Origin of the sequence: Micromonospora sp. NPDC051296, assembly GCF_040682255.1 — a bacterium.
Classification (GTDB): Bacteria; Actinomycetota; Actinomycetes; order Mycobacteriales; family Micromonosporaceae; genus Micromonospora; species Micromonospora craterilacus.
The window spans coordinates 1-12,982 of record NZ_JBFBAO010000194.1; the positions used below are offsets into that span (position 1 = coordinate 1).

Annotated in this window: 10 protein-coding genes; 5 read left to right on the plus strand and 5 right to left on the minus strand. The window is 71.9% G+C overall.

The genetic code is table 11. The annotated features are described in order from the left end of the window. From AB0M52_RS20270 to AB0M52_RS20290, 5 genes are all read right to left on the minus strand, one after another. Positions 1-145, minus strand: a 145-nt coding sequence (locus tag AB0M52_RS20270) for a DUF6104 family protein (RefSeq protein ID WP_363955776.1), incomplete at its 3' end; no start/stop codon positions are given. Positions 146-236: 91 nt separating this feature from the next. Then, the gene (locus tag AB0M52_RS20275; RefSeq protein ID WP_363955752.1) at positions 237-3,977 is read right to left on the minus strand and encodes a multifunctional oxoglutarate decarboxylase/oxoglutarate dehydrogenase thiamine pyrophosphate-binding subunit/dihydrolipoyllysine-residue succinyltransferase subunit; all 3,741 of its coding nucleotides are present in this window, start codon (positions 3,975-3,977) and stop codon (positions 237-239) included. A 273-nt stretch (positions 3,978-4,250) separates the two neighbouring features. Continuing rightward, positions 4,251-5,066 (minus strand): ABC transporter permease, encoded by an 816-nt coding sequence (locus tag AB0M52_RS20280; RefSeq protein WP_363955755.1) that lies wholly within the window; start codon positions 5,064-5,066, stop codon positions 4,251-4,253. Next, positions 5,063-5,998: an ATP-binding cassette domain-containing protein gene (locus AB0M52_RS20285; RefSeq protein WP_363955758.1), complete on the minus strand. Its 936-nt coding sequence runs from the start codon at positions 5,996-5,998 to the stop codon at positions 5,063-5,065. Before AB0M52_RS20285 ends, AB0M52_RS20280 begins: the two co-directional genes overlap by 4 nt. A gap of 147 nt (positions 5,999-6,145) precedes the next feature. Further along, positions 6,146-6,793, minus strand: coding sequence for a hypothetical protein (locus AB0M52_RS20290; RefSeq protein WP_363955761.1), 648 nt, complete (start codon positions 6,791-6,793; stop codon positions 6,146-6,148). 184 nt (positions 6,794-6,977) lie between these two features. On the opposite strand from AB0M52_RS20290, the gene AB0M52_RS20295 reads away from it, so the two are divergent. The 5 genes from AB0M52_RS20295 to AB0M52_RS20315 all read left to right on the plus strand — a co-directional run bounded on the left by AB0M52_RS20295 (position 6,978) and on the right by AB0M52_RS20315 (position 12,886). Beyond that, positions 6,978-7,742: a GNAT family N-acyltransferase gene (locus tag AB0M52_RS20295; protein WP_363955764.1), complete on the plus strand. Its 765-nt coding sequence runs from the start codon at positions 6,978-6,980 to the stop codon at positions 7,740-7,742. Then, positions 7,739-8,719 (plus strand): lysophospholipid acyltransferase family protein, encoded by a 981-nt coding sequence (locus AB0M52_RS20300; protein WP_363955767.1) that lies wholly within the window; start codon positions 7,739-7,741, stop codon positions 8,717-8,719. Before AB0M52_RS20295 ends, AB0M52_RS20300 begins: the two co-directional genes overlap by 4 nt. Positions 8,720-8,799: 80 nt before the next feature. Further along, positions 8,800-9,501, plus strand: a complete 702-nt coding sequence (locus AB0M52_RS20305) for a response regulator transcription factor (protein ID WP_111214285.1) — start codon at positions 8,800-8,802, stop codon at positions 9,499-9,501. Next, the gene (locus tag AB0M52_RS20310) at positions 9,498-11,057 is read left to right on the plus strand and encodes a HAMP domain-containing sensor histidine kinase (protein ID WP_363955770.1); all 1,560 of its coding nucleotides are present in this window, start codon (positions 9,498-9,500) and stop codon (positions 11,055-11,057) included. The genes AB0M52_RS20305 and AB0M52_RS20310 overlap by 4 nt, the downstream gene beginning before the upstream one ends. Before the next feature lie 62 nt (positions 11,058-11,119). After that, on the plus strand, positions 11,120-12,886 hold the full coding sequence (locus AB0M52_RS20315) for a trypsin-like peptidase domain-containing protein (RefSeq protein WP_363955773.1): 1,767 nt from the start codon (positions 11,120-11,122) through the stop codon (positions 12,884-12,886). Positions 12,887-12,982 lie beyond the last annotated feature (96 nt).

A 12,982-nucleotide genomic window follows, 5' to 3' on the forward strand; every position in this document is an offset into this window, starting at 1 on the left:
AGGTGGCGAATCGCTCGATCGGGGTCTCGAACTCAGGGTTCAGGTCGACGAAGTCGCGCAGCCGCTCGCCGAGCCACTCCATGCTGACCTGCTCGTCGCCCCGCCGCTCGACCAGTTCCTCGATGCCCCGGTCGGTGAAGTACATTCGCCTGCTCACTTCCTCACCGGCGCGTGCCCGGTGAAAGCCCGCCGGTCCCGCCCCACCCTCGGGTGGGACGGGACCGGGATGGATCTTGTCAGGGGCGGGGGAGGGCCGCCTCGATGAGCGCGGTCTGCTCGACCTCGTGCATCTTCGCCGAGCCGACGGCCGGCGCGGCGGCGGCGGAGCGGGAGATGCGGCGCAACCGGACCCCGTCGAGGTGCTCCAGCAGGTTGAGCGCGACGAACGACCAGGCGCCCTGGTTGGCCGGCTCCTCCTGCACCCAGGCGAAGTCCTCGGCGTTCGGGTACTGCGCGAGGGCGGCCCGGACCTCGGCCACCGGCATCGGGTAGAGCTGCTCCAGCCGGATGATCGCCGTGTCGGTGAGGCCGCGCTCCTGCCGGGCCTGGAACAGGTCGTAGTAGACCTTGCCCGAGCAGAACAGCACCCGCTTGACCTGCTCCGGAGCCGGGGCGGCCTGGTCGGCCAGCACCGGGGAGAAGGTGCCGGTGGTGAAGTCCTCCACCGACGAGACGCAGAGCTTGTGCCGCAGCAGGGACTTCGGCGTGAACACCACCAGCGGCTTGCGCTTCGACGAGAGAGCCTGGCGACGCAGCAGGTGGAAGTAGTTCGCCGGGGTGGTCGGGATGGCGACCCGCATGTTGTCCTCGGCGCACAGCTGGAGGAACCGCTCCGGGCGGCCGGAGGTGTGGTCCGGGCCCTGCCCCTCGTGGCCGTGCGGCAGCAGCAGGGTGACCGCCGAGCGCTGGCCCCACTTCACCTCGCCGGAGGAGATGAACTCGTCGATCACCGACTGCGAGCCGTTGACGAAGTCGCCGAACTGCGCCTCCCAGCAGACCAGCGCGTCGAGGTTCTCCACCGAGTAGCCGTACTCGAAGCCCATTGCGGCGTACTCGGAGAGCAGCGAGTCGTGCACGAAGAACCGAGAGCGCTCACCGTCGCCGGTCAACGACTGCAACGGCAGGTAGTCGTCGCCGGTCACCGCGTCGACGATCGAGGCGTGCCGCTGCACGAAGGTGCCGCGGCGCGAGTCCTGCCCGGCAAGCCGGACGGTGACCCCGTCGTGCAGCAGCGCGCCGAAGGCGATGATCTCGCCGAAGCCCCAGTCGATGTTGCCCTCGACGGACATCCGGGCCCGCCGGTCGAGCAGCTGCTGGATCCGCTTGTGCGGGGTGAAACCGTCGGGCAGGCTGACGTGCGCCTCGCCGATGGCCTTGATGACCGACGCTCCGGTCGCCGTCTCCACCAGCGGCTCCGGCTCGTCCTGCCGGGACGGTCGGCTCAGCTGGCGCGGCGTGCTGGCCGCGTCGCGGGTGGCCTTGAACACCCGCTCCAGCTGGGCCTGGTAGTCACGCAGCAGTTCCTCCGCGTCCTCCACGGTGATGTCACCCCGCCCGATCAGCTCCTCGGTGTAGAGCTTGCGGACCGAACGCTTCGAGTCGATGATCTTGTACATCTGGGGGTTGGACATCGAGGGGTCGTCGCCCTCGTTGTGTCCGCGCCGCCGGTAGCAGACCATGTCGATCACGACGTCCTTGTTGAACGTCTGCCGGTACTCGAAGGCCAGCCGGGCGACCCGGACGACGGCCTCGGGGTCGTCGCCGTTGACGTGGAAGATCGGCGCCTGGATCATCCGGGCCACGTCGGTGCTGTAGAGGCTGGAGCGGGAGTACTCCGGCGCGGTGGTGAAGCCGACCTGGTTGTTGACCACGACGTGCACCGTCCCGCCGGTGCGGTAGCCGCGCAGCTGGGAGAGGTTCAGCGTCTCGGCCACCACGCCCTGACCGGCGAAGGCGGCGTCGCCGTGCACCGCCAGCGGCAGCACGGTGTAGCCCTCCAGCTTGAGGTCGATGCGGTCCTGCTTGGCCCGCACGATGCCCTCCAGCACCGGGTCGACGGCCTCCAGGTGCGACGGGTTCGCCACCACCGAGACCTTGACCGAGTGGTCACCGCCGGGCGTGGTGAACTTGCCGTTTTGGCCGAGGTGGTACTTCACGTCGCCCGAGCCCTGGGTGGAGCGCGGGTCCAGGTGCCCCTCGAACTCCGAGAAGATCTTCTCGTACGGCTTGCCGACGATGTTGGCCAGCACGTTGAGCCGGCCCCGGTGGGCCATGCCGATGACGACCTCGTCCAGATCGCCCTCGGCGGCGGCCTCCAGCACCTCGCCGAGCAGCGGGATCAGCGACTCGCCGCCCTCCAGCGAGAAGCGCTTCTGGCCGACGTACTTCGTCTGCAGGAAGGTCTCGAACGCCTCGGCCGCGTTGAGCCGGTTGAGCACGTGCTTCTGCTCGTCGGCCGGCGGCTTCTCGTACTTGCGCTCGACCCGTTCCTGGATCCAGCGGCGCTCCGCCGGGTCCTGGATGTGCATGTACTCGATGCCGACCCGCCGGCAGTACGAGTCGCGCAGCACGCCGAGGATCTCCCGCAGCCGCATCCGCTGCCGGCCGTTGAAGCCGTTCACCGGGAAGGTGCGGTCCAGGTCCCACAGGGTCAGCCCGTGCTGGAGCACGTCCAGGTCCGGGTGCTTGCGGATCTTGAACTCCAGCGGGTCGGTGTCGGCCATCAGGTGGCCGCGTACCCGGTACGAGTGGATCAGCTCGTGCACCCGCGCGGTCTTGTTGATCTGGCCCTCGCTGTCGACCGCGACGTCGCGCATCCAGCGCACCGGCTCGTACGGGATGCGTAGCGAGGTGAAGATCTGGTCGTAGAAGCCGTGCTCGCCGAGCAGCAGCTCGTGCATGACCTTGAGGAACTCGCCGGACTGCGCGCCCTGGATGATCCGGTGGTCGTACGTGCTGGTCAGCGTGATGACCTTGCTGACCGCCAGCTCCGCCAGGGTGGCCTCGCTCATGCCCTGGTACGGCGCCGGGTACTCCATCGCGCCGACGCCGATGATCGCGCTCTGGCCCTGCATCAGCCGCGGCATGGAGTGCACCGTGCCGATGCCGCCGGGGTTGGTCAGCGAGATGGTGGTGCCTGAGTAGTCCTCCATGGTCAGCTCGTTGCGGCGGGCGCGCCGGACGACGTCCTCGTACGCCTGCCAGAACTGCCGGAAGTCCATCTGCTCGCAGCCCTTGATGGAGGGGACCACCAGGTTGCGGCTGCCGTCGGGCTTGGCCAGGTCGATGGCGATGCCCAGGTTGACGTGCTGCGGGCGGACCATCGCCGGCTTGCCGTCGACCTCGGCGAAGGAGTTGTTCATCTCCGGGTGCGCGACCAGCGCCCGGACCAGCGCGTAGCCGACCAGATGGGTGAAGCTGACCTTGCCACCGCGCCCCCGGGCGAGGTGGTTGTTGATCACGATGCGGTTGTCCACCAGGAGCTTGGCCGGCACGGCGCGCACGCTGGTCGCCGTCGGCACGGCCAGGGAGGCGCCCATGTTCTGGACGATCTTGGCGGCGACGCCGCGCAGTGGGGTGGTCTGCGGCCCCGGGGCCGTCGGCGCGGTCTTCGCCGGCTCGGCCTTGGTCGGCTGGGCCTTCGCCGGGGCCGGCGTGGTGCCGGCGCGGGGCGCGGCCTTGGCGGGGGCGGCCTTGGCGGCCGGCGGGGTCTTGGCCGCCGGCGCGGTCTTCGCGGCCGGCTCGGCCTTTGCCGGGGCGGGCTCGGCCGCGGCGGTGGTGGTCGGTCGGCCGGCACCGTCACCCTCGGCCGCGCGGGCGGTGCCCGGACCGGGCCGGTAGTCGGCGAAGAAGTCGTGCCAGGCCGGGTCGACGCTTGTCGGGTCGGCGAGGTATCGCTGGTACATCTCCTCGACGACCCACTCGTTCGGGCCGAAACCCGCCAGTGGGTTCTCCTGCGAAGTCTGCTGGGTCGACACGGCCGGTAATCGCCTCTTTCACGCGGGTTTGTGTGTCACGCGGTGTCCCACGGCGCCGGGACGGGCGCACAGGACGGATCCCAGGCTACGCCGTACTGATCGCCAAGGCATTTCCGCCTCCAACGCGTGGTCAGATTCACAGAAGGTGCGAGAAGTTCGGTAAACGCTGCGCGTCCCGTTGCTTACTGCTACGGCCGACGGGCCCGGTTCGCCGGCTTCCACCGGTGCACCGGGCCCGTCGGCCGCTGATCCGGGCCCTGCGGCCCGTGAACGTCAGGAGATGTCGCGGCGCCGGGTGATCAGGACGCCGACGACGCAGCTGACCAGCGCGTACCCGACCAGCACGAGCGCGCCGACCCACCAGGCGGGCAGCATCTCGTTCTCGCCGGGCGTGATCATGATCGAGGACGCGGCGGCCGGCCAGATCACCTGCCACTTGATCACGGCCATGTTGTCCAGCCAGCTCGACAGCAGCAGGAAGAGCAGGCCCACCACCTGCGTACCGATCAGGTAGAGCACCGAGGCGGTGATCACCGCGCCCAACTGGTTGGTGATCAGGGTGCCGATGCCCACGCCGAGCACGGTCCAGATGGCGTACGCCAACAGGTTGAGCAGCAGCGCCCGCTGGACCTCCCACTCGCCGAGCAGGTGGCCGTGGTCGTTCAGGCTCAGGAAGGCGGCTCCGGCGCCCAAATCGATCAGCGTGGTCACCAGCCAGAAGGAGAAGCCCAGCAGGCTCGCCGCGATCAGCTTGCTGACGATCACCGCGGTGCGCCGCGGGGTGGCCAGGAAGGTGGTGGTCGCGGTCTGGTGGAAGAACTCGTTGGTGACCATCAGAATGCCGATGAGCATCACGAACATCAGCCCGAGGTACTGCCCCGAGGTGTAGAGGTTCGCCGCCTGTGCCGGAGCGGAGGCGGCGTCGCCGGTGACGCCGAACTCCTCACCGCCGCCGCCGAGCGTCTCGTTGGCCAGCCAGGCGTTGAACGGGAACGCCAGGGCGATCGACAGGAACGCCCCGATGGCCAGCCACCACCAGGTGCTGGTCGTACGGATCTTGAGCAGTTCGGAGCGGACCAGGTTGCTCATCGAATGCCCGCCTTTCCGGCCGTCAGCTCAAGGAACACGCGTTCCAGGTCGGGTCGTTCGGTGGTCAGCTCGTGCAGCTCCACGCCGGCGGTCAGCGCCGCCCGGCCCACCGTCGGGGCGTCCACCCCGGCGATCAGGAGCGCGCCCTGCTCGTCGGTTTCCACCGTGGCCGGCCCGCCGGCCAGCGCCGTGGTCAGCGCGTCCGCCCGCGGGGTGCGGACCCGGACCCGGACGCCCTGCGCCATCGACCCGATCACCTGGTCGACCGGGCCCTGCCGGACCAGCTGCCCGGCCGCGATGATCACCACGTCGTCGGCCAGGAGCTGCATCTCCGACAGCAGGTGGCTGGAGACCAGCACCGTACGACCCTCGGCGGCCAGGCCCTTCAGGAACCCGCGCATCCACCGGATGCCCTCCGGGTCCAGTCCGTTGGCCGGCTCGTCGAGGATGAGCACCCGCGGGTCGCCGAGCATCGCGGCGGCGATCCCGAGGCGCTGCTTCATGCCCAGCGAGTAGCCCTTGAACTTGCGCTTCGCCGCCGGGGTCAGCCCGACCAGGGCGAGCGCCTCGTCGGCCCGCTGCCGGGGCAGCCCAGCCGCCGCGCAGATCACCCGCAGGTGGTTGATGCCGGTGCGCCCCTTGTGTGCGCTGGACGCTTCCAGCACCGCGCCGACGTGCCGTAGCGGGTCGGTCAGGTCGGGGTACCGGCGGCCACCGATGGTCGCCGTTCCGGCGCTCGGGGTGACCAGGTTCAGCAGCATACGCAGGGTGGTGGTTTTGCCCGCGCCGTTCGGACCGAGGAAGCCGGTGACCCGGCCCGGCTCGATCGTGAACGACAGGTTGTTGACCGCAAGGACGTTGCGGTACTGCTTGCTCAGGCCGGATACCACGATCTGCGCGTCATTGGTGGGGCGTGGCTGCCCGTCGGACATCATTCTCCTCCCGTTGGCGCCGGGGTGCGCCGTTGCACAGCGTGACGGTAGTGGTCAAGCAAATCAATCGGGCGCGCTCCGGAGATCGCGATCCACCCCAGGCATGAGCCGCCTCATCCCCAGGTACGACCCGATCGACGATGGTGCTCAGACGGCGATCCAGGTGGCCCGGGCGCGGCCGAGCAGGGCACCGTCCGGCCCGTAGAGGCTGGTGCGCACCTGCGCCTTGCGCCCCTCGATGCCGACCACCGCGCCGGTCACCACGCACTCGTCGCCCGGGCGGGGCAGCGCCTCGACCAGAGCCGCGATCCGGCCGAGCAGGTACGGGCGGCCGGCCGCGATCACCGCCCAGCCCCCGGGGCAGTCCAGGGCGGCCCAGACCGTGGCGGCGCTGACCTGCTCCGGCGCTCGCACCGGCGCGGCCGTCCGGCCGTCCGGCAGCCGCCCGGGAAAGATCCGCAGGCCGTCGGTGCGTTGCGGGCCGCACACATAGCAGCCCGGAAACGGGTGGTCCACCAACCCGGGGTACGCCGCCGAGGCGGCTCGGGCGGTAGCCAGGTCGACCGGCGGCACCACCTCGTCGAGCGGCTGCGCCGGGCGCAACTGCGCGACCACCTCACCGGCCGGGTCGCGCACCTCCCCGTCGACCAGCGCCAGCGGGGTGTCCAGCGGCGGCGGCCTGCGCAGGGTCACCTCGACCGGCCCGTCCCCGCCGTAGGCCCCGGCGAAGACCCCGGCGCTCCAGCCGCCGTTGCCCGAGCCGGCCGGCCCGTTGAAGCGCGCCTCGATGATCATCAAACTCCTCCCGCTGCGCCGGCCACCTCACCCGGCACCCCGGCAGCCTCGCACGGCCGCCGTCCGGCCACCGCCAGCGGGGCAGCCGCCGGGGGTGGCCAGCCACGGGTCGCCGACCGGCGTTCACCGGATCGACACCGCTGCCCACCAGGGCCGGCAACCCAACGGGGGCTACACAAGGGGCATGGCCGTTATGCCCGCCGCGGACGTATCCCTGACGACCAGCGGCTACACCCTCTCGATCGCCGACGACCCCCGCCAGGTCGAGGCCGCCCAACGCCTGCGCCATCGGGTGTTCGCCGGTGAGCTGGGCGCGACCGTGTCCCCGGGCGAGCCCGGCCTCGACCGCGACGCCTTCGATCCGTACTGCGACCACCTGCTGGTGCGGCAGGAGAGCACCGGCGAGGTGGTCGGAACGTACCGCCTGCTCCCGCCGGGGCGGACCAACCGCCGCTACGCCGAGGGCGAGTTCGACCTGGCCGCGCTCGACCCGCTGCGCGGGCAACTCGTCGAGGCCGGCCGCTCGTGCGTGCACCCCGACCACCGGACCGGTGCGGTGATCAACCTGATGTGGGCCGGTATCGCCCGCTACCTGCACCTGCGTGGCCTGCGCTGGCTCGGCGGGTGCGCCTCGGTGCCGGTGGCCGACGGCGGCCTGGCCGCCGCAGAGGTGTGGGCCCAGGCTCGGGCCCGGCACCTGGCGCCGCCGCCGCTGCGCGTCCGCCCGCTGCGGCCCTGGTTCGCCGAGCCCGGTGTCCCGACCGAGTCGGTCGCGGGGTCGGCCAAGCTGGTCCCGTCGCTGCTGCGCGGGTACCTCCGGCTCGGTGCCTGGGTCTGCGGCGAGCCGTCGTACGACCCGGACTTCGGGGTGGCCGACTACTACGTCCTGCTCTCCATGGACCGAATGAACCCCCGCTACCTGCGGCACTTCCTCGGCGAGCAGGCATGACCACGCTGGCGCACCCGCTGTGGCGACCGATCTCCGGGTGCGGGCCCGACTGTCTGCCGCTCCCCGGCCAGTCCCCGGCGGTGCCGGTTGCCCGGCAGGTGGGGCGGGCCGCCGCCCTGCTCGGCATGCTCGGGCTCGGGATCGGGCTGGCCGCGTTGCTCCCGCTGCTGCCCACGGAGGAGCGCCATGCCGCCACGCGCGGCTGGGCGCGGGCGACGGCGCGCGCCTGTGGCGTACGCCTGACGGTGCGGGGCCGACTGCCCCGGCGGCGCGCGCTGCTGGTGGCCAACCATGTCTCCTGGTGGGACATCCTGGCGGTGCTGGCGGTCGCGCCGGCCCGGCTGGTGGCCAAGCACGAGGTCGGCCGCTGGCCGCTGGTCGGGCTGCTCGCCCGGGCGGCCGGCACCGTCTTCGTGGACCGCTCCCGCCCCCGCGCACTGCCCGCCACCGTGGCGCGGGTCGCGGCGGCGTTGCGCGCCAACCGGTCGGTCGCGGTGTTCCCCGAGGGGACCACCTGGTGCGGTGCGGGCGGCGGGTGCCGCCCGCCCGCCGGATTCCGGCCGGCGATGTTCCAGGCCGCCATCGACAGCGGGGCACCCGTGGTGCCGCTGCGGATCGGCTATCGGTGCGGGGTCACCGGCGAGCCGACCACCGCCCCGGCCTTCGTCGGCGACGAAACCCTGCTGCGCTCGGTGCGCCGGGTGCTCGCCGTCCGGGATCTGGCGGTCACCGTCGAGATCGCCGCGCCGCTGCACCCGGGCCGCGCCGCCGACCGCCGGACGCTGGCCCGGGTCGCCGAATCGGTCGTCCATCTCGTACCGTCGTCGTCGGTATCGTCGCGGACGGAGCCGGAACCGGCGGTGTCACGCCCGGCAGCGATACCGGTGCCGGCGTGGCCGCAAGCCCGGCCGGCGTCGGCCGGGCCGGGTCCCGACGCGGGCAGCGTGCCCGGCCGAGAGCTGCCGCTGGCCGCCTGATCAACACGGTGCGCCCGCTCACAGGGTTTTTTCAGTATCCGCCCAGCGTGAGCGCAGCGATTGCGCGGATGATGGGCGGCATGGCGGCTACCCAGACCGAGGCGCGACTACTCGTCGTCGAGGACGATCCCAACATCCTCGAACTGCTCTCCGCGAGTCTGCGCTTCGCGGGCTTCGACGTGGCCACCGCCACCAGCGGCAGCGCCGCGCTCAGCGCGGCCCGGGACCACCGGCCCGACCTGGTGGTCCTCGACGTGATGCTGCCGGATCTCGACGGCTTCGAGGTGATCCGGATGTTGCGTGAGGGCGGCACGCGTACCCCGGTGGTCTTCCTCACCGCCCGGGACGCCACCGACGACAAGATCCGCGGCCTTACCCTGGGCGGCGACGACTACGTCACCAAGCCGTTCAGCCTGGAGGAGCTGACCGCCCGGATCCGGGCGGTGCTGCGCCGCACCAGCAGCGGTGAGCAGGCCCCGGCCCGCCTCACCTTCGCCGACCTGGAGCTGGACGAGGAGACCCACGAGGTTTACCGGGCCGGCCAGCGGGTCCAGCTCTCGCCGACCGAGTTCAAGCTGCTGCGCTATCTGATGCTCAACGCCAACCGGGTGCTGTCCAAGGCGCAGATCCTCGACCACGTCTGGAACTACGACTTCCGGGGCGACGACAACATCGTCGAGTCGTACATCTCGTACCTGCGGCGCAAGGTCGACACCACCGAGCCCCGGCTTATCCACACCCTGCGTGGGGTCGGCTACGTGCTGCGCAAGCCGGCGGCGTGAATCCGTTACAGCAGGGCAAGGTCCGGCTGCGCGGAGTCCCGCTGCGGATCAAGCTGGTCGCGGCCGTCCTGGCCCTGGTCGCCGCCGCGCTGCTGGTGATCAGCTCGCTCACCACCTTCTTCCTCCGCAGCTACCTGGTCGACCAGATCGACGGGCAGCTACTCGGTTCGAGTCAGGTGCTGGGGCCGAAGATTCCCAGCTTGCTCCAGGGCCGGGTGGAAGCCATGCTGCCCAGCGACTACGTCGTGGTGCTGGCCAACCCCGAGTGGGGGGTGAGTAGGCCGAGCTACGACGATCGCACGCTGAAGCCAGCGCAGTTGCCGCCCTTCCCGAGCGACCTCGATGGTTTCGCCGAGCGGGTGGGCCCGCCCCGTACGGTGACCTCGCTCGATGGCCAAACTCGCTGGCGGGTCTACTACGCGCGGCTGGCGAGCAACGAGGTGCTGGCCATCGGCCAGCCGCTCACCGAAGTGGAACTGGCGGTCAAGCGGCTGATCTGGATCGATTTGCTGGTCGGCGGGGCGGTGCTGATCCTGCTCGCCTCGATCGGCGCGGCGATCGTCCGGACCAGCCTCAAGCCGCTGGTGGAAATCGAACGTACCGCCGCCGCCATCGCCGGTGGTGACCTCAGCCGACGGGTGCCCGACCCGGAGGAGGGGCAGCCCTGCCCCACCTCGGAGCTGGGGCGGCTCTCCCGCGCCCTGAATGCGATGCTCAGCCAGATCGAGATGGCCTTCACCGCCCGCGCGGCCTCGGAGTCCGCGGCCCGGACCGCCGAGTCGGCGGCCCGGGAGGCCGCCGGGTCGGCCAAAGCCTCCGAGGCCCGGGCCCGCCGCTCCGAGGAACGGATGCGGCAGTTCGTCGCGGACGCCTCGCACGAGCTGCGTACGCCGCTGACCACCATCCGCGGTTTCGCCGAGCTGTACCGGCAGGGCGCAGCTCGGGCCCCGGAGCAGACCTCCGACCTGCTGCGCCGGATCGAGGACGAGGCGGCCCGGATGGGCCTGCTGGTGGAGGACCTGCTGCTGCTGGCCCGGCTGGACCGCGAGCGACCGCTCTCGCTCGCCCCGGTGGAACTGCCGGTGCTGGCGGCCGACGCCCTGGAGGCCGCCCGGGCGATGGCACCGGAACGGCGGATCGAGTTGGAGATCGAGCCAGGTTCCGGGCCGCTGGTGGTGCGGGGCGACGACGCGCGGCTGCGGCAGGTGATCGGCAACCTGATGACCAACGCGTTGCGGCACACTCCGCCGGAGGCGTCGGTGACGCTGCGGCTGCGGGCCGAACCGGGCAACCTGGCCGTGGTGGAGGTGGCCGACACCGGTCCGGGCCTTACCGGCGAGCAGGCGGAACGGGTATTCGAGCGCTTCTACCGGGCGGACGCCTCGCGCACCCGGCGGATCGGCGGGAACACCGGCACCGGCCTCGGCTTGGCCATCGTCGCCGCGCTGGTGACCGTTCACCAGGGCACCGTCGAGGTGGCCGAGACGCCGGGTGGGGGTGCCACCTTCCGGGTGCGGTTGCCGCTCGCCCCGGCCACCGACAGTGAGCACGAGTGACTTTCAGCGAATGCTCAGGCCAGTCTAAGGCGGGTCGCAGAGCGATGGAGGAGGGTAGGGACATGACCGAGTACGAGTCCGACCCGCGGCGGCCGGCCCCCACCGACGCCGAGCCGTCGCACCCCGAGCTGTCCCGCGCCGAGCGCGCGCAGTCCGACTCCTCATCCGTTCCGGCGGGCGGCACCGGCGCCGATCCCACCGCCGAGGAGCCGACCATCCCGGTCCGGGCCGTCGAGGCCCCGGCCACTGCTCCCGTCGAGGCCCCGGCCGCCGCCTCCGTCGAGGCCCCGGCCGCCGCCTCCGTCGAGGCCCCGGCCACCGCGCCCGTCGAGGCGCCGGCCACCGTCTTCAGCTGGCAGGACCGTGAGCCGACGCTGCCAGGTCTGCCCGTCGCCGGCTCGCCGCCGGCCCAGCCGGTCTCCGGCCAGCCGACCTCGCCGCCGGCCCAGCCGACCTCGCAGCTGGCCCAGCCGGTCTCCGGCCAGCCGACCTCGCCGCCGGCACAGCCGGTCTCCGGCCAGCCCACCTGGGCGCCGGCCGGCCACCAGCCGTACCAGCACACCGTGCCCGGCGCGCGTCACCCCGGAGCACCCTGGTACCCGAGCCAGCCCGGTTGGACCGGCGCGACCCCGGCGGGGACGCCCGGTGCCGGGCACCCTGGGTATCCGGGGCACCCGGGCGGGCTGCCCGCCGGCTACCCGGGGCAGCCGGCACCGTGGGCGCCCACCCCGTCCAGCGGGCCTCGTCCCGGCCGGGCCGCCAAGATCGTCGGTGCCGGCGTCGCGGTGTTCGCCTTGATGCTCGGCAGCGGTGTCGCCGGCGGGGCGCTCGCCCTCGCCCTGAGCGACGGGACCGGGGTCACCCGCACCTACTCCGCCGCTCCCATCATCGACAGCGCCGACCTGCCGCGCATCGCCGCGTCGGTGCAGGACAGCGTCGTGTCGATCACCACGGGAAGCGGCGAGGGCTCCGGTGTGGTGCTCAGCGCCGACGGCTACGTACTGACCAACAACCACGTGGTCGCCGGGGGCGGCGACACCGTCCGGGTGATCTTCGCGGACGGCACCAGCGCCCAGGCCCAGGTCGTCGGCACCGATCCGAAGACCGACCTGGCGGTGCTGAAGGCGAGCGGGGTGAGCGACCTCAAGGCGGCCACCTTCGGCGACAGCGACGCGATGCAGGTCGGCGACCAGGTGCTCGCCCTGGGCAGCCCGCTCGGCCTGCAGGGCTCGGTCACCGCGGGCATCCTCAGCGCCCGGGACCGCACCATCCAGGCCGGTAGCGGTCAGCAGCTTCCCGGCCAGGCGGTCAGCTCGATCTCGGGGCTGCTCCAGACCGACGCGCCGATCAACCCCGGCAACTCGGGTGGGGCCCTGGTCAACACCCGGGGCGAGGTGATCGGCATCAACACCGCGATCGCCACCTCGGGTCAGGGCAACACCGGCAACATCGGGGTGGGCTTCGCGATCCCGAGCAACAAGGCCAAGGACGTCGCGGACAAGCTCCAGCGGGGCGAGAAGGTCAGCCACCCGTCGCTGGGGGTGAGCGTGAGCGGCGCGCCCGACGGGGGTGCGCTGGTCAACGCGGTCACCGCGGGCAGTGCCGCCGAGCGGGCCGGGTTGCAGCGCGGTGACGTGATCACCCGGTTCGGCGACAAGGTGATCAACGACTCGAACGATCTGGTCGGCGCCGTCCAGGCCGGCAAGGTCGGTGACCAGGTCCAGGTGACCTATCACCGCAACGGGGCCGAATCGTCGGCTACCGCGACGGTGGGAAGACCGTCACGATCGCCGACTCGGCGAACCCGAACACCGCCTCCTACCGGATGAGCGTCGACAACCTCGCCAACTGGATCGCCACCCGCGGCTACACCGCCACCAGCTGACCAACCCGAACAAGAAGCGTTAGGAAGGGGCCCTTCCTCT

Coding starts and splice junctions, on each gene's coding strand:
- AB0M52_RS20295 (WP_363955764.1), top strand. CDS start 6,978: ATGGCCGTTATGCCCGCCGCGGACGTATCCCTGACGACCAGCGGCTAC.
- AB0M52_RS20285 (WP_363955758.1), bottom strand. CDS start 5,998: ATGTCCGACGGGCAGCCACGCCCCACCAATGACGCGCAGATCGTGGTA.
- AB0M52_RS20315 (WP_363955773.1), top strand. CDS start 11,120: ATGACCGAGTACGAGTCCGACCCGCGGCGGCCGGCCCCCACCGACGCC.
- AB0M52_RS20280 (WP_363955755.1), bottom strand. CDS start 5,066: ATGAGCAACCTGGTCCGCTCCGAACTGCTCAAGATCCGTACGACCAGC.
- AB0M52_RS20290 (WP_363955761.1), bottom strand. CDS start 6,793: ATGATCATCGAGGCGCGCTTCAACGGGCCGGCCGGCTCGGGCAACGGC.
- AB0M52_RS20305 (WP_111214285.1), top strand. CDS start 8,800: ATGGCGGCTACCCAGACCGAGGCGCGACTACTCGTCGTCGAGGACGAT.
- AB0M52_RS20300 (WP_363955767.1), top strand. CDS start 7,739: ATGACCACGCTGGCGCACCCGCTGTGGCGACCGATCTCCGGGTGCGGG.